We start from the raw sequence: 16,045 nt of genomic DNA, 5'->3' as shown, positions 1-16,045 counted from the left end.
CGAAGGAGACACGGCCGCTATGGACGCTGTGACCCAGGTCCCCGTGCCGGTTAACGAGCCGGTCAACACCTACGCCCCCGGTACCCCGGAGCGTTCCCGCCTGGAGGCCAAGCTCAAGGAGCTGGCCGGCAATCCGATCGACCTGCCGATGACCATCGGTGGCGAGCGGCGGCTGGGCGGTGGCGAGCGCTTCGACGTCGTGCAGCCCCACAACCACGCAGCGAAGCTCGGCACGTACGGCAACGCCACGGTCCAGGACGCCCAGGACGCCGTCGACGCCGCCCTGGCCGCCGCCCCGGCCTGGCGCGAGATGGCCTTCGACGACCGTGCCGCGATCATCCTCAAGGCCGCCGACCTGCTCTCCGGCCCCTGGCGCGAGACGCTGGCCGCCGCCACCATGCTGGGCCAGTCCAAGACCGCGCAGCAGGCCGAGATCGACACGCCCTGTGAGCTGATCGACTTCTGGCGCTTCAATGTGCACTTCGCGCGCCAGATCCTGGCCGAGCAGCCGCCGGCGAACTCCCCCGGTGTGTGGAACCGCTCGGACCACCGCCCCCTCGAAGGCTTCGTCTACGCGATCACGCCCTTCAACTTCACCGCGATCGCCGGCAACCTGCCGACCGCCCCCGCGCTGATGGGCAATGTCGTCGTCTGGAAGCCGTCCCCGACCCAGACTCTCGCCGCCGTCCTGCTGATGCAGGTGCTGGAGGAGGCCGGTCTGCCCAAGGGCGTCATCAACCTCGTCACCGGTGACGGCAAGGACGTCTCCGAGGTCGCGCTGAACCACCCCGACCTCGCGGGCATCCACTTCACGGGTTCGACCAAGACCTTCCAGTACCTGTGGAAGACGGTCGGCAACAACATCGAGAACTACAAGACCTACCCGCGCCTCGTCGGCGAGACCGGTGGCAAGGACTTCATCGTCGGCCACCCCTCGGCGGACCGCGCCGTGCTGAAGACCGCCATGACCCGTGGCGCCTTCGAGTTCCAGGGCCAGAAGTGCTCCGCGGCCTCCCGCGCGTACGTCCCGGCCTCGCTGTGGAACTCCGGCCTCAAGGAAGAGTTCGCGGCCGAGGTCGACTCCCTGACCATGGGCGACGTATCGGACCTGACGAACTTCATGTCCGCCGTCATCGACGACCGCTCCTTCGCCAAGAACAAGGCGGCGATCGACCGCGCCAAGGCCGACCCGACCGTCGAGGTCGTCGCCGGCGGCACGTACGACGACAGCGAGGGCTACTTCGTCCGCCCGACGGTCCTGGTCTCCACCGACCCGGAGAACGAGATCTTCAAGGAGGAGTACTTCGGCCCGATCCTGGGTGTCTACGTCTACGAGGACGCCGAGTACGACGCGATGCTGGAGCAGATGGAGTCCGCTTCCGCCTACGGCCTGACCGGCTGCGTCATCGCCCAGGACCGCGCCGCGGCCGCCCGCACCTGCGAGCAGCTGCGCTTCGCGGCCGGCAACTTCTACATCAACGACAAGCCCACCGGCGCCGTCGTCGGCCAGCAGCCCTTCGGTGGCGGCCGCGCGTCCGGCACCAACGACAAGGCCGGCGCCAAGCAGAACCTGATGCGCTGGACGTCCACCCGCTCCATCAAGGAGACGCTGGTGCCCCCGACGGACTACCGCTACCCGCACATGGGCTGACGCCCGTCCGCGGCGCGCCACGCCGCTGTACCACACGGACCGCCCCGGGCCTCCACAGGCCCGGGGCGGTCCGTCGTGCGTGGCCCGACCCGACGAGGGCCGCCGGACCCTGCCCGCACCCCTCGAAAGAGGCTCTTCGGGGGGTGTCCGTCTCAGATAGTAGGAAGCCCAAGTAATTGTGCAGACATCACGGCCGAGCTGTCCTAGCTTTGTAGGAGCCGAACGTATCGCTCCATCGAGCGAAGGCGGATGCGGCCCGGTGCGCGAGCGCAGGTGATCCCTGCCGTGCCGAGGCCCACGCCCCTGACGGCCGTTTCTGGATCGACGCATCCCACCTTTCTCGGGGCTCTTTGGCATTGGAGACGTGAATCATGGCCGAGACTGCTGTCCGCAGGACCCGTCACACCGCCCGTACGACCAACGAAGCCGACCGCAGGAACGCGGCAGCCGCCCTCCAGCGGGCGCTCGACCGCCGCGACAACGGCGGCTCCACCGGGCACTGATTCCTCTCGCACGTCAGGCACGTCAGCACGCCGGCACGCCGTCCGTCAGCGACGGCGGGCCGGCGCGCGCCCGCCTCACCGCGCGCGCGAGCGGGTGACCTCGAAGTGATCGACGCGCTCGCCGGATTCGGCCAGTGCGGTGACCTTCATCCGGGGGTGGCGCCCCGGCTCCACGGCGACGGCGATGAACGAGAAGCCGGTGTAGCGCACCCGAGACCACGTCACGGTGTCCTTCTCCTTCGCCCGGTCCTTGGTCCAGTGGTACGTCTCGACCTCGTCGAGGCGGTGTTCGTGTCCCTCGTAGCTGTCCGGTACGGGGAAGTCGTACAGCGCCTTGCCCGCGCCGCCCGCGGTGACGTAGACGATGCCCTCGCGGGCCGCGTCGACGCTTTCGCCCGGCGGCATCTTCTTGGCCACCCGGCCGCCCTTGAGGGCATCGGTCCGCTCGTAGACGTGATTGTGGCCGTTGACGACCAGATCGACCCGGTGTTTGTCGAAGAGCGGCAGCCAGGCGTCCCGCACCCCGCCGTCCGAGGCGTGCGAGTTCGTGGTGGAGAACGCGCAGTGGTGGAAGAAGACCACGACGAAGTCGATGCCGTCGGCGGCGCGCAACTCCCCGAGCCGGCGGTCCAGCCAGCGGGTCTGCGCGCCGTCGGTGTAGCCCTGGTTGGCGGGGATCTCGTACGACACGTCGTTGGCGTCCAGCGCGACGACCGCGACATTGCCGTAGGCGAAGGAGTAGACGCCGGGGGCGTTGCGGGCGTCGGGGCCGTTGCCCGGCAGTGTCCAGCGGGCGTTCTGGCCGCCGTAGCCGTGCGGGGAGTACCAGGCCTCCATGTCGTGGTTGCCGGTCGTCACCATCCACGGCACGGACTTGGCCACCGACTCGGTCTGGGCCAGGAACTGGTCCCAGACCCGCGCGTCATAGGTGTCGTCCGCCGAGCCCTGGCCGTCGGAGTCCGCGTAGCAGATGTCGCCCGCGTGGAGGTGGAACGCCGGGTTCTGACCCAGGATCAACTGGTCGTTGGCGAGGGCGTCGTAGCTCACGCCCTGGTCGCCGAAGGCGGTGAAGACGAACGGCTCGGGGCGTGCCGGGGCGGTCCGGAAGGTGCCGACGGTCGAGAAGTGCCGCGGGTCGGCCGGGTCGAAACCGTCGTGCCCGACGCCGTAGTAGTACGTGGTGCCGGGCCGCAGGCCGTCCAGCGCGGCATGCAGGTAGAACTGCTGCACCGCCGGCAGCTTCGCGGAGAGCGACGGTGTGTGCAGATCGCGCACCTCGGCCTCGATCTTGCGCCCCAGGTCCCACGGCTTCAGGCCCACCCGCAGATATGGCCGGCGCACCGCGAACGGCACCTGCCAGCCCACCCGCATCTGGCTGCGGGGATCGGCGCCGAAGGCCAGATGCCGGCCGAATGGCGCGACCATCGACCCGTCCACCGCGGTGGCGGCCGGCGACGGCAGGAGAACCGGGGAGCCGGCCTGTGCGGAACCGGACAGCAGACCGGAGCCCGCGATGACGCCCGCGGTGGCGGCCGAGCTCCGCAGCAGCCCTCGCCGGGTCAGCTTCGTACGGAGGTACTCGTGCTGCTCGGGCATGCTCATCCGGGCCGCGAGCCGCTCCGGAATACCGACGCGAGGGGTGTGCGAGGGCAGGGGGCCGGCCCCCCGGGAAGTACCAGTCATGCCCCCGAATGTCCCAGCGCGACCCTGCGGGAACGGGGCGCCGGGGTGAACGCGGGTTGACCGGTTCCCCATGTGTCCGTATGACGGACGTTACGTGTCAATCAATGGGACGGAGAGTAGGGTCCAGACATGTCTCGCAGCATTCGCCTCGCAGTGATCCCCGGTGACGGTATCGGCCAGGAAGTCGTGGCCCAGGGCCTGAAGGTCCTGACCGCGGTCCTCCCGCAGGACGTCAAGCTGGAAACCAAGGAGTACGACCTTGGTGCCAAGCGATGGCACGCGACCGGCGACACGCTCCCGGACGAGGAACTGGCGTCCCTCAAGAACCACGACGCGATCCTGCTCGGTGCGATCGGTGACCCCTCCGTACCCTCCGGTGTGCTGGAGCGCGGTCTGCTGCTCAAGCTCCGCTTCGCGTTCGACCACTTCGTCAACCTGCGCCCCTCGAAGCTATTCCCGAACACCACCACGCCGCTCGCCGGCCGCCCCGACATCGACTTCGTCGTGGTCCGCGAGGGCACCGAGGGCCCGTACACCGGCAACGGCGGCAGCCTGCGCACCGGCACCCCCGCCGAGGTCGCCACCGAGGTCAGCCTCAACACCGCCTACGGCGTGGAGCGCGTGGTCCGGGACGCCTACGAGCGGGCCAACAACCGCCCCCGCAAGAAGCTGACGCTGGTCCACAAGAACAACGTCCTGGTCTACGCCGGACACATGTGGAAGAACATCTTCGACAAGGTCGGCCAGGAGTACCCCGAGGTCACCACCGACTACCTGCACGTCGACGCGGCGACGATCTTCTTCGTCACCCAGCCCGAGCGGTTCGACGTGATCGTCACGGACAACCTCTTCGGTGACATCCTCACCGACCTCGCCGCGGCCGTCACCGGCGGCATCGGCCTCGCCGCCTCCGGGAACATCAACCCGACCGGCGAGTTCCCCTCGATGTTCGAGCCGGTGCACGGCTCCGCGCCGGACATCGCGGGCACCGGCAAGGCCGACCCGACGGCGACGATCCTCTCGGTCTCGCTGCTGCTGCGCCACCTCGGCTTCGAGGCCGAGGCCGCCCGTATCGAGGAGGCCGTCGCGGCCGACCTGGAGGCCCGGGACGGCACGGCCCGCACCACCGACGAGATCGGCGACGTGCTCGCCGCGCGCGTAGCGGGCTGATCCCGCAGCGCAGCTGATCCGCATCACGCACGGCGCCGGGGCCACGGGTCCCGGCGCCGTGTGCGTTGTCCCGGCCTGGGCTACCGCCCGGTTGGGTGCGACCATCGGACCCGGACCGCGCACACGTTTTTCACCCGCGGAGCCCTACGAGCGATAATCGGACGTGGGGCCGCTGTCCGCGAGGAAACTCGGACGTCCCAGTAACGATCCTGGTACGTCCTGTGCACGTCGTGAGCGCGGCCCTGACAACCGCACCGGTACCGCATCCCAGGGGTGCCCCCTGGACCCCTCAGCCCCCCGGCCGGAGGGCCGGCCCGGTGACCCGCGGTATTCGGAACACGCAGTGAAGGACACGCATTCATGACGACGCCCACGATCGAGCTCAAGCCCTCCTCGCACCCGCTGTCCGATGCGGAGCGGGAGCGGATCCTGGCCGGCCCCGGCTTCGGCCGCTACTTCACCGATCACATGGTGACGATCAAGTGGACCGAGGGCCGCGGCTGGCACGACGCCGAGCTCGTGCCCTACGCGCCGCTGTCCATCGACCCGGCCAACATGACGCTGCACTACGCGCAGACGATCTTCGAGGGCCTGAAGGCGTACCGCCAGCCCGACGGCACCGTCGCCACCTTCCGGCCGGACGCCAACGCCCGCCGCTTCCAGTCCTCCGCGCGCCGCCTGGGCATGCCCGAGCTGCCCGTCGACACCTTCATCGCCGCCTGTGACGCGCTGGTCACGCAGGACAAGGCATGGGTGCCGGCCGCCGGCGAGGAGTCGCTCTACCTGCGTCCGTTCATGTTCGCCACCGAGGTGGGTCTCGGCGTCAAGCCGGCCAACGAGTACCTCTTCATCGTCATCGCCTCCCCGGCCGGTGCCTACTTCCCCGGCGGTGTGAAGCCGGTCTCGGTGTGGCTCTCGGAGGAGTACGTCCGGGCCACCCCGGGCGGCACCGGCGCGGCCAAGACCGGCGGCAACTACGCCGCTTCCCTGGTCGCCCAGGCCCAGGCCGCCGAGCACGGCTGCGACCAGGTGGTGTGGCTGGACGCGATCGAGCGCCGCTGGATCGAGGAGATGGGGGGCATGAACCTGTACTTCGTGTTCGGCAACCGCATCATCACCCCCGAGCTGACCGGCTCGCTGCTGCCCGGCATCACCCGTGACTCGCTGCTGAGCATCGCCGCCGACCTGGGGTACGAGGTCGCCGAGGGCCGGATCTCCGTCGGCGACTGGAAGGCGGCGGCCGAGGACGGCGCGCTCACCGAGGTCTTCGCGTGCGGCACCGCCGCGGTCATCACGCCGGTGGGCTCGGTGAAGTCCACCCGCGCCTCCTGGACGATCGCGGACGGGGAGCCGGGCGAGGTCACCATGAAGCTCCGCAAGGCGCTGCTGGACATCCAGACCGGCGCCGGGGCCGACACCCACGGGTGGATGCACCCGCTCGGCTGAGCCGGTACGCACGAGGGCCGCCCGGTGCAGGAATGACCTGCCGGGCGGCCCTTCGCGTGGCGTACGCGATCGCTGGGTGGCTCCGCCTAGCCCGCGGGGGCCACGGCGGCGTCCGGCTCGCCCTCCGGCGCCTGCGCGTCCGCCGTCTGCGCGTCCGCCGCGGCCTCCGCCGCCGGCGCGAGGTGCTCCCGCCCCGACAGCAGTAGGCACAGGGTGCCGGCGACGCCCGCGGACAGCAGGAAGCTGAAGTCGATCCCGCCGGTCCAGGCGACCAGTGGGCCGGTGTAGAGCGGGGTGTCCACGGCGGCCACGCCGATCACGGACCCCGCGGCCCAGGCGGCCGTGGCACGCGGGTTCCAGCCCGCACGGAACCAGTAACGCCCGCCGCGCGTACGGCGGTTGAAGACCTGCAAGGCGTCCGGGTCGTACTCGCCCCGGCAGCGCAGGAACCCGATGACGGTGATCACCGCCCACGGTGTGCCGACCGCCGTCAGCAGCAGCACGAAGGACGTCATGGCGTCCTGTGCGGCCCAGGCGAAGTGGCCGAGGAAGACGAAGACCGTGGCGAGGGCGGCGACGACGTACGTGGCCTGGGTCCGGCTGGCGCGCGGCAGGATCGCGTCCAGGTCGAGGCCCATGGAGTACAGCATCAGCCCGGCGTTGCCGACGGATCCGGCCGAGGCGGCGAGGAACAGCGGGGCGAGGAACCAGAACGGCGCGCCCGCGACCAGTGGACCCGCGTAGTCCTCGCCCGCGCCCACCGCGACGGCGGTGAACGTACCGAAGAGCTGGGGCACCAGCAGACCGGTGACCAGGCCCACACAGGTGGACCAGAAGACTTTGCGCGAGGTGTGCCGGCGGGGGGAGATGTAGCGGGTGTAGTCGCCGAGCAGGGTGATGAAGGCGATCGGGCCGCTGAGCCCGGCCGAGACCACGGCCAGCAACCAGGTCGGCCAGAAGCCGCCGAGCAGGTACTCCGAGCCCGCCGACGTGGCGGTGGTGAAGTCCGGGGCGTAGGCGATCAGGCCGATGGCCAGCAGCGCGCTCATCCCGATGGCCAGGACCCGGCTCAGCCGCAGCAGCAGCCGGTAGCCGTGGACCGCGCCCAGCGCGGTGCAGGCGGCGAGCACGGCGTAGACCGCCGCGTAGGTGAAGCCGCCGCTGGGCAGGCCGAACAGCCGGGAGAGGGTGCCGACCACCGCGTCGCCGCCGACCCACAGGGTCAGTGCGGTGTAGCCGAGCGAGAGTAGCAGCCCGATCACCGAGCCGATCAGTCGGCCGCGGACACCGAAGTGGGCTCCACTGCTGGTGGAGAGGTTGGTGCCGGTGCGCAGCGACACCAGTGCGAGGGGCGCGGTGAGCACCGTACCGACGACGGTGCCCAGGACGAGTGAGCTCACCGAAGGCCAGAAGCCCAGGCCGAAGGAGACCGGGAGCCAGCCGAAGATCACTACGCCGAGGGCGAGGTTCGAGCCGAGCAGGATGGAGACGAGATCGCGGGGTCCGCTGGTGCGTTCCTCGTCCGGAATGGTGTCGACTCCGCGTTGTTCGATCGGCATGAGGGCTCCCCTGAGAGGCCGGACAACAGGTGTGTGAGCGGTGCTCCTGGCGCGTTCGGAGCACCCGTTTCCGTGTGCGTTGTGGGTGAGGGCTCCGGGCCTGCGCACTGAGCGCGGCATAAATTAGAGCAGCGCTCAATGTGACTCATCCCCATGCCACAGGTCAATGCTTTCAGCTTGACCGTTTGCGGGTTAGAGTGTTGCTCTAATCGAGCTGGAGGTGACGGGATGCGGCTGACCCCGACGGAACGCGACCGGCTGCTGCTGTTCAACGCGGCCGAGCTGGCGCGCACGCGGCGTGCCCGCGGCCTGAAGCTGAACGTGCCCGAGGCGACCGCGCTCATCGCGGACACAGTCTGCGAGGCGGCGCGGGACGGGCGCCGCCTCGCTCAAGCCATCGAGGCGGCACGCGGCGTGCTCGGCCCGGACGATGTGCTGCCGGGCGTGGCCGATGTGGTCACCGAGGTGCATGTGGAGGCCGTCTTCGACGACGGCTCCCGGCTCGCGGTGGTCAGCGACCCGATCCGCGGCGGCACCCCGGCGCCCGACGACGGGCAGGCGGAGACGGCCGTACCCGGTGCGGTGCTGCCCGGCCCGGCAGACCCGGAGCCCGAGCCCGCGCTCCGGCTGACCGTGCGCAACACCGCGACCGTGCCGGTCAGCGTCACCTCCCACTTCCACTTCTTCGAGGCCAACCCCCGGCTGGACTTCGACCGCGGTGCCGCCTACGGCATGCGGCTGTGCGTACCGGCCGGCTCATCGGTGCGGTTCGACCCGGGCGGCGCCGCGGAGGTCGGGTTGGTGCCGATCGGCGGCGACCGGGTCGCGATCGGCTTCGCCGGTCTCGTCGACGGGCCACTGGACGCGCCGGGCGCGAAGACGGAAGCGCTGCGGCGGGCGGCCGCCTGCGGCTACCTGGGAGCGGAGGAGCGGACATGACCGGCAGCATCGATCCCCACGAGTACGCGTCGGTGCACGGCCCGCGGGCCGGCGACCGCGTCGTTCTCGGCGACTCCGGACTCGTCGTCCGCGTCGAGTCCGACGCCCAGAAGCCCGGCGACGAATTCCTCGCCGGGTTCGGCAAGACGGCCCGCGACGGGTTGCACCTGAAGGCCGCCGCGGTCCGCGAGACCTGCGATGTCGTCATCAGCAACGTGCTGGTCATCGACGCGGTCCAGGGCATCCGCAAGGTGTCCATCGGCATCCGCGAGGGCCGCATCCACGCCATAGGGCGGGCCGGCAACCCCGACACCCTCGACGGCGTCGATGTCGTCGTCGGTACCGGTACCTCGATCGTCTCCGGCGAAGGCATGATCGCCACCGCGGGCGCCGTCGACACCCACGTCCATCTGCTGTCGCCGCGCGTCATGGAGGCCTCACTCGCCTCCGGCGTGACCACGATCATCGGCCAGGAATTCGGGCCGGTCTGGGGCGTCGGCGTCAACTCTCCCTGGGCGCTGGGCCACGCCTTCAGCGCCTTCGACGCCTGGCCCGTCAACATCGGCTTCCTGGGCCGCGGTTCCTCCTCGGGCGACGCCCCGCTGGTCGAGGCGCTCGCCGAGGGCGGTGCCTGCGGCTTCAAGGTGCACGAGGACATGGGAGCCCACACCCGCGCCCTCGACACCGCGCTGCGCGTCGCCGAGGACCATGACGTCCAGGTCGCCCTGCACAGCGACGGCCTCAACGAATGCCTCTCCGTCGAGGACACCCTGCGCGTCCTGGACGGCCGGACCATCCACGCCTTCCACATCGAGGGCTGCGGCGGCGGACACGTCCCCAACGTCCTGAAGATGGCCGGCGTCCCCAACGTCATCGGCTCCTCCACCAACCCCACCCTCCCCTTCGGGCGGGACGCGGTCGCCGAGCACTACGGCATGATCGTCTCGGTCCACGACCTGAAGACCGATCTGCCGGGCGACGCCGCGATGGCCCGCGACCGCATCCGGGCCGGGACGATGGGCGCCGAGGACGTGCTGCACGACCTCGGGGCGATCGGCATCACCTCCTCCGACGCCCAGGGCATGGGCCGCGCGGGCGAGACCGTACGCCGCACCTTCGCAATGGCCGGCAAGATGAAGGCCGAACTCGGACCCATGCAGGGCGACGGCGCGCACGACGACAACGCGCGCGTGCTGCGCTACGTCGCCAAGCTCACCATCAACCCCGCCATCGCCCACGGCCTCGCGCACGAGATCGGGTCGATCGAGGTCGGCAAGATGGCCGACATCGTGCTCTGGAAGCCGCAGTTCTTCGGCGCCAAGCCGCAGCTGGTACTGAAGTCCGGCTTCCCCGCCTACGGCGTCACCGGCGACCCGAACGCCGCCACCGACACCTGCGAACCCCTCGTCCTCGGCCCGCAGTTCGGGGCGCACGGCGCGACGCCCGCCGAGATCTCGGTCGCCTTCGTCGCCCGCGCCGCGGCCGAACAGGGCGGCGACGGCATGCCCACCCGCCGCCGCCGGGTCGCCGTCCGCGGCACCCGTGGCATCGGCCCCGGCGACCTCGTCCACAACTCCCGTGTCGGACAGGTACAGGTCGACGGGCACAGTGGCCTGGTCACCCTCGACGGCGACCCGATGCGCTCCGAGCCGGCCGACACCGTCTCGCTGTCCCGCCTGTACTTCCTGTAAGGCAGGCACCGCCGGCGCGCACCCGCACACCGGCCGCCCGCCCTCCGCACCCCCGGTACCCACCGGGGGTGCGCCCGGCGAGACCGCTGCCCGGCGGCATCGGGCCCATCACCTCGGCCACTCCCACCCCAACTGTCACCGCGACCCGTGAGGACCCCGCATGAACACCCCTGCCGCCGACGGCTTCCGCATGCCCCCGGAGTGGGCCCGGCACGAGCGCACCTGGATGGCCTGGCCCGGCCCCAACTTCACCTTCGGCGAAGAGGGCGGCGAGACGCTCGCCGAGTCACGCCGGGCCTGGGCCGCGGTGGCCCGCGCCGTACGCCGCTTCGAGCCGGTCACCGTCGTCGCCGGGCCCGGCCAGGCCGAGAGCGCCCGCGCCCTGCTCGGCCCGGACATCGACCTCGTCGATCGGCCGCTCAACGACGCCTGGATGCGCGACATCGGCCCCACCTTCCTCACCGACGGCAACGGCCGACTCGCCGCCACCGACTGGGTGTTCAACGGCTGGGGCGCCCAGGAATGGGCCCGCTGGGAGCACGACGAGAAGATAGCCGAGCAGGTCTCCGCCCTCGCCGGCGCCCGCCGCTACGCCACCCCGCTCGTCAACGAGGGCGGCGGCATCCACATCGACGGCGAGGGCACCGTGCTGCTCACCGAGACCGTCCAGCTCGACCCGGGCCGCAACCCCGACCGCACCGCCGAGGAGGTCGAGGCCGAGATCCATGCGCACGTGGGCACCACCAAGGCGATCTGGCTGCCGCGCGGCCTGGCCGCCGACTACGGCCAGTTCGGCACCCGCGGCCATGTCGACATCGTCGCCGCGTTCGCCCGCCCCGGCGTCGTCCTCGCCCACACCCAGCCCGACCCCGACCACCCCGACCACGCGATCTGCGCCGAGATCGTCAAGCTGCTGCGCTCCGCCACCGACGCCAAGGGTCGGCAGCTGGAGGTCGTCGAGGTCCCCGCGCCCACCGTCATCGAGGAGGACGGCGAACTCGTCGACTACTCCTACATCAACCACTACCTCTGCAACGACGGGGTGGTGCTCTGCGGCTTCGACGACCCCCGCGACGAGCACGCCGCGGGGATCTTCCGCCGGCTCTTCCCCGACCGCACCGTGACCCTTGTGGACGCCCGTACGATCTTCGCAGCGGGTGGCGGTATCCACTGCATCACCCAGCAGCAGCCCAAGGTCTGACCCAGCAGGCCCCGCCGACCCCGGAGGTCCCCGTGTCCGGTCCCGTGCGCCGTCCCCGGCGGCGGCTCACCCAGCCCCGCGAACAAGTCCTCGCCGCGGCGATGACCACCATCGCCGCGGAGGGCCTGGACCGGCTGACCATGGCGGGCCTGGGCCGCGAGGTCGGCATGAGCAGCGGCCACATCCTCTACTACTTCGGTACGAAGGACGAGCTGCTGCTCCAGACCCTTCAGTGGAGCGAGGAGCAGCTCGGCGCCGAGCGCCGGGCCGCTCTCTCCCGCCGCGTCCCGGCCCGCGAGCGGCTGGACGCCCTCGTCGACCTCTACCTCCCCGAAGGCCACCGCGACCCGCGCTGGACCCTGTGGCTGGAGGTATGGAACCGCTCGCAGAACGCCGACGACGAAACCCGCGAACGCCAGCTCGAACTGGAGCTGGCCTGGCACCGCGACCTGGTGGCGCTGCTCGTCGAAGGCACCTCGAAGGGCGAGTTCCGCCCCGTCGACGCCGAACGCTTCGCCACCCGCACCCGCGCCCTGCTCGACGGCTTCGGCTCCCAGCTCGTCGTCGGCCTCCCCGGCACGGACCGGGAGGAAGTACGCGGCCATGTACGGGAGTTCCTGGACGAGTCGCTCATGGTGTGAGGGGGAGCGGAACCCCGTTCGGCAATGCCTCCGCCGTAGGCCCGCGGCACGGTGCCGCTCCCGCGCCGCCGGCCGTGACCACAACGTACGCAAGTAATCGCGATCGTTGCACCAGTGCCTCTTGCCGTGTGACGCGGTGTCGGAGACCGTGAGCGGCTATGGGACGAGAGCAATGGAAAAAGATCTGGGTCGGCTCGGCCGGCAACATGGTCGAGTGGTTTGACTGGTTTGTTTATGCCAGCTTTGCGGTGTATTTCGCGGATTCGTTCTTTCCCGAGGGGAATGACACCGCGAACCTCATGAACACCATGGGGATCTTCGCGGTCGGCTTCTTCATGCGCCCGGTGGGTGGCTGGGTGCTGGGCCGGGTGGGGGACCGCAAGGGCCGTAAGGCGGCGCTCACGCTGACCGTCACGCTGATGTCCGCCTCGGCGGTCCTGATCGCCATCGCGCCGACCTACGCGGTCGCCGGCTACGGCGGCGTGGCGGTCCTGCTGGTCGCCCGGATGCTGCAAGGGCTGTCCGTCGGCGGCGAGTACGCGGCCAGCGCGACGTATCTCACCGAGGCGTCCGCGCCCGGTCAGCGGGGCTTCGCCTCCAGCTTCCAGTACGTGTCCATGACCGCGGGGCAGCTGCTCGGACTCGGTCTGCAGATCGTGCTCCAGCGCACCCTGTCCGAGGACGCGCTGCACAGCTGGGCCTGGCGCATCCCGTTCATCGTCGGCGCGCTGGGCGCCGGCATCGTCTTCTACCTGCGCCGCAACATGCTGGAGACCGAGGTCTACGCCGAGGACGACAGCGCCAACACCGACCCGGACCGCGGCACGATCAAGGCGCTGCTGGCCCACAAGCGCGAGGCGTTCCTGGTCATCGCCCTGACCATGGGCGGCACGGTCGCGTACTACACGTACACGACCTACCTCACCAAGTACCTCTCCAACAGCGCCGGCATGGAGAAGCCGACCGCTTCGCTGGTCAGCTTCTGCGCGCTGTTCGCCTTCATGTGCCTCCAGCCGCTGGCGGGCAAGCTCTCCGACCGGATCGGCCGCCGCCCGCTGCTGATCACCTTCGCGGTCGGCTCGACGTTCCTGACCGTGCCGATCATGACGCTGCTGCAGCATGCCGGCAGCTTCTGGCCCGCCCTGGGCCTCTCGCTGCTGGCCCTGGTCATCGTCACCGGCTACACCTCGATCAACGCCTGCGTGAAGGCCGAGCTGTTCCCGACCGGTATCCGCGCGCTGGGCGTCGCCCTGCCGTACGCCATCGCCAACGCCCTGTTCGGCGGCACGGCGGAGTATGTCGCCCTGTGGTTCAAGGAGGGCGGCATCGAGTCCGGCTACTACTGGTACGTCGCCGGCTGCGCCGCCGTCTCGCTGATCGTCTACATCACGATGCGCGAGACCCGCACCATCGACCTGCACCGGGTCGGCAAGGACGAGGCGGCCGGGAAGGGCACGCGGGCGGCCGGTTCCGGCTCGCCCAGCGAAGCCAAGGTCTGAGCGTCCCGCGGGAAATGTGACCGGGTGAGCGACCGCCGCGTCCGGGGCCGACGAGCCGCCGGCTTCGGACGCGGCGTGGTCCGGTGCGGGACCCTTCGGGGAGCCCGCCCGCCGGACCACGCCGACCGCATCGTGAGACCGGTTACCCCCGCCGCGCACCCCCGTGCCAGACTGCCCCCGTGCTCTCGTTCGCCACGATTATTGGCAGCAGGCGCGCCGGTCCGCAGTGACCGCCCCGTACGAACCGAGTACGGCGCGGCCATCGTCGTCCCAGACCCGCGCGCAGACCTCTCGCACCCGCGAGAGGTTTTTTCGTTTCCGGCCCACCCGTCACCGGAGGCGGAGCGCGAGGGATCATGGAGGGACGGTGGAGCCGGTTATTCCGGTAGACCGAGATCCCGACAGGAGCCAGACCAGCATGACGGACGCACCCGAACCCTCCCCGTCCCCGAGCCCCCGGTCCGACGGCCCGGTGTCCGACACCTTCCATGTCTTCGACACGACGCTGCGCGACGGCGCCCAGCGCGAGGGCATCAACCTCACCGTCGCCGACAAGCTGACCATCGCCCGGCACCTGGACGACTTCGGCGTGGGGTTCATCGAGGGCGGCTGGCCCGGCGCCAACCCCCGGGACACCGAGTTCTTCCAGCGCGCCCGCACGGAGATCGACTTCCGGCACGCCCAGCTGGTCGCCTTCGGCGCCACCCGCAAGGCCGGCGTACGGGTCGAGGACGACCCGCAGGTCGCCGGGCTCCTGGAATCCCAGGCCCCGGTGATCACGCTCGTCGCCAAGTCCCACGTCGGGCATGTGGAGCTCGCCCTGCGCACCACGCCGGAGGAGAACCTGGCGATGGTGCGGGACACCGTCGCGTACCTGCGGTCCCAGGGCCGCCGGGTCTTCCTGGACTGCGAGCACTTCTTCGACGGCTACGCGCTGAATCCCGCCTACGCCAAGCAGGTGGTGCGGACCGCGAGCGAGGCCGGCGCCGATGTCGTGGTGCTCTGCGACACCAACGGCGGCATGCTTCCCGCGCAGGTCACGGCCGTGGTGCGGACCGTCCTCGCGGACACCGGGGCGCGCCTTGGCATCCACGCGCAGGACGACACCGGCTGCGCCGTGGCGAACACCCTGGCCGCCGTCGACGCCGGTGCCACACACGTCCAGTGCACCGCCAACGGCTACGGCGAGCGGGTGGGCAACTCCAACCTCTTCCCGGTCGTCGCGGCGCTGGAGCTGAAGTACGGGCGCCGGGTCCTGCCCGAGGGCAAGCTGGCCGAGACCACCCGCATCTCGCACGCCGTCGCCGAGGTCGTCAACCTCACCCCCTCCACCCACCAGCCCTACGTCGGTGTCTCCGCCTTCGCCCACAAGGCCGGGCTGCACGCCTCCGCCATCAAGGTCGACCCGGACCTGTACCAGCACATCGACCCGGCGCTGGTCGGCAACTCCATGCGGATGCTGGTCTCCGACATGGCAGGCCGGGCCTCGATCGAGCTGAAGGGCAAGGAACTCGGCATCGACCTGGGGGACGACCGCGAGCTGGTCGGCCGCGTCGTCGAGCGGGTCAAGGAACGCGAGCTGGCGGGCTACACCTACGAGGCCGCCGACGCGTCCTTCGAGCTGCTGCTGCGGGCGGAGGTCGAGGGACGGCGGCCCAGCTACTTCCAGGTGGAGTCCTGGCGGGCGATCGTCGAGGACCGGCCGGACGGGACGCACGCCAACGAGGCGACCGTGAAGCTGTGGGCGAAGGGCGAGCGGATCGTCACCACCGCGGAGGGCAACGGACCGGTCAACGCGCTGGACCGGGCGCTGCGGGTCGGCCTGGAGCGGATCTACCCGCAGTTGGCCCACATCGAGCTGGTGGACTACAAGGTCCGCATCCTGGAGGGCGCCCAGGGCACCGGCTCGATCACCCGCGTCCTGGTCTCCACCAGCGACGGCCAGGCCGAATGGTCCACGGTCGGCGTCGCGGAGAACGTCATCGCCGCGTCCTGGCAGGCGCTGGACGACGCGTACGCGTACGGCCTGCTGCGGGCGGGCGTCGAGCCGCAGGAGTGACCA

The 16,045-nt window shown here is 70.7% G+C and carries 12 protein-coding genes; 10 read left to right on the top strand and 2 right to left on the bottom strand.

The annotated features are described in order from the left end of the window. The first annotated feature begins 19 nt into the window (after positions 1-19). Positions 20-1,651: an L-glutamate gamma-semialdehyde dehydrogenase gene (pruA, locus tag ACH4FH_RS20425; RefSeq protein ID WP_398557272.1), complete on the top strand. Its 1,632-nt coding sequence runs from the start codon at positions 20-22 to the stop codon at positions 1,649-1,651. Positions 1,652-2,022: 371 nt separating this feature from the next. Further along, positions 2,023-2,154, top strand: coding sequence for a hypothetical protein (locus tag ACH4FH_RS20420; RefSeq protein WP_398557271.1), 132 nt, complete (start codon positions 2,023-2,025; stop codon positions 2,152-2,154). A gap of 75 nt (positions 2,155-2,229) precedes the next feature. On the opposite strand, the gene ACH4FH_RS20415 is transcribed toward ACH4FH_RS20420, so the two are convergent. Continuing rightward, a complete protein-coding gene (locus tag ACH4FH_RS20415; RefSeq protein ID WP_398557270.1) occupies positions 2,230-3,837 on the bottom strand; it encodes a fibronectin type III domain-containing protein in 1,608 nt (535 codons plus the stop codon). A 129-nt stretch (positions 3,838-3,966) separates the two neighbouring features. Here ACH4FH_RS20415 and ACH4FH_RS20410 point away from each other — a divergent pair, with 129 nt between their 5' ends. Together ACH4FH_RS20410 and ACH4FH_RS20405 are read left to right on the top strand one after the other, a co-directional pair. Further along, complete coding sequence (locus ACH4FH_RS20410; RefSeq protein WP_398557269.1) at positions 3,967-5,007, top strand: 3-isopropylmalate dehydrogenase; 1,041 nt, start codon at positions 3,967-3,969, stop codon at positions 5,005-5,007. A gap of 360 nt (positions 5,008-5,367) precedes the next feature. Continuing rightward, on the top strand, positions 5,368-6,453 hold the full coding sequence (locus tag ACH4FH_RS20405; protein WP_398557268.1) for a branched-chain amino acid aminotransferase: 1,086 nt from the start codon (positions 5,368-5,370) through the stop codon (positions 6,451-6,453). An 86-nt stretch (positions 6,454-6,539) separates the two neighbouring features. On the opposite strand, the gene ACH4FH_RS20400 is transcribed toward ACH4FH_RS20405, so the two are convergent. After that, positions 6,540-8,012: a cytosine permease gene (locus ACH4FH_RS20400; protein WP_398557267.1), complete on the bottom strand. Its 1,473-nt coding sequence runs from the start codon at positions 8,010-8,012 to the stop codon at positions 6,540-6,542. 228 nt (positions 8,013-8,240) lie between these two features. Between ACH4FH_RS20400 and ureA the strand changes: the two genes are divergently transcribed. From ureA to cimA, 6 genes are all read left to right on the top strand, one after another. Then, positions 8,241-8,951 carry an urease subunit gamma gene (gene ureA / locus ACH4FH_RS20395; RefSeq protein ID WP_398557266.1) on the top strand — a complete coding sequence of 237 codons (711 nt, stop codon included), beginning with the start codon at positions 8,241-8,243 and terminating at the stop codon, positions 8,949-8,951. Next, the gene (locus tag ACH4FH_RS20390) at positions 8,948-10,642 is read left to right on the top strand and encodes an urease subunit alpha (protein WP_398557265.1); all 1,695 of its coding nucleotides are present in this window, start codon (positions 8,948-8,950) and stop codon (positions 10,640-10,642) included. Before ureA ends, ACH4FH_RS20390 begins: the two co-directional genes overlap by 4 nt. A 160-nt stretch (positions 10,643-10,802) precedes the next feature. Then, positions 10,803-11,843 carry an agmatine/peptidylarginine deiminase gene (locus ACH4FH_RS20385; protein ID WP_398557264.1) on the top strand — a complete coding sequence of 347 codons (1,041 nt, stop codon included), beginning with the start codon at positions 10,803-10,805 and terminating at the stop codon, positions 11,841-11,843. 32 nt (positions 11,844-11,875) lie between these two features. Beyond that, entirely contained in the window at positions 11,876-12,484 is a 609-nt protein-coding gene (locus ACH4FH_RS20380) for a TetR/AcrR family transcriptional regulator (RefSeq protein ID WP_398557263.1), read from the top strand. A 158-nt stretch (positions 12,485-12,642) separates the two neighbouring features. After that, a complete protein-coding gene (locus ACH4FH_RS20375) occupies positions 12,643-13,983 on the top strand; it encodes an MFS transporter (protein ID WP_398557262.1) in 1,341 nt (446 codons plus the stop codon). A gap of 418 nt (positions 13,984-14,401) precedes the next feature. Beyond that, positions 14,402-16,042, top strand: a complete 1,641-nt coding sequence (gene cimA / locus ACH4FH_RS20370) for a citramalate synthase (RefSeq protein WP_398557261.1) — start codon at positions 14,402-14,404, stop codon at positions 16,040-16,042. Positions 16,043-16,045 lie beyond the last annotated feature (3 nt).

Origin of the sequence: Streptomyces sp. NPDC017993 (assembly GCF_044328065.1) — a bacterium.
Classification (GTDB): domain Bacteria; phylum Actinomycetota; class Actinomycetes; order Streptomycetales; family Streptomycetaceae; genus Streptomyces.
The sequence above is the reverse complement of the archived record's forward strand: the minus strand, read 5'-3'. Positions and strand labels throughout refer to the sequence as shown.

Excerpts from the sequence above, each read along its gene's own strand:
- ACH4FH_RS20415 (WP_398557270.1), bottom strand. The coding sequence starts at position 3,837 with ATGACTGGTACTTCCCGGGGGGCCGGCCCCCTGCCCTCGCACACCCCT.
- ACH4FH_RS20385 (WP_398557264.1), top strand. The coding sequence starts at position 10,803 with ATGAACACCCCTGCCGCCGACGGCTTCCGCATGCCCCCGGAGTGGGCC.
- ureA (WP_398557266.1), top strand. The coding sequence starts at position 8,241 with ATGCGGCTGACCCCGACGGAACGCGACCGGCTGCTGCTGTTCAACGCG.
- ACH4FH_RS20420 (WP_398557271.1), top strand. The coding sequence starts at position 2,023 with ATGGCCGAGACTGCTGTCCGCAGGACCCGTCACACCGCCCGTACGACC.
- ACH4FH_RS20405 (WP_398557268.1), top strand. The coding sequence starts at position 5,368 with ATGACGACGCCCACGATCGAGCTCAAGCCCTCCTCGCACCCGCTGTCC.
- ACH4FH_RS20410 (WP_398557269.1), top strand. The coding sequence starts at position 3,967 with ATGTCTCGCAGCATTCGCCTCGCAGTGATCCCCGGTGACGGTATCGGC.
- cimA (WP_398557261.1), top strand. The coding sequence starts at position 14,402 with ATGACGGACGCACCCGAACCCTCCCCGTCCCCGAGCCCCCGGTCCGAC.
- ACH4FH_RS20400 (WP_398557267.1), bottom strand. The coding sequence starts at position 8,012 with ATGCCGATCGAACAACGCGGAGTCGACACCATTCCGGACGAGGAACGC.
- ACH4FH_RS20375 (WP_398557262.1), top strand. The coding sequence starts at position 12,643 with ATGGGACGAGAGCAATGGAAAAAGATCTGGGTCGGCTCGGCCGGCAAC.
- pruA (WP_398557272.1), top strand. The coding sequence starts at position 20 with ATGGACGCTGTGACCCAGGTCCCCGTGCCGGTTAACGAGCCGGTCAAC.
- ACH4FH_RS20390 (WP_398557265.1), top strand. The coding sequence starts at position 8,948 with ATGACCGGCAGCATCGATCCCCACGAGTACGCGTCGGTGCACGGCCCG.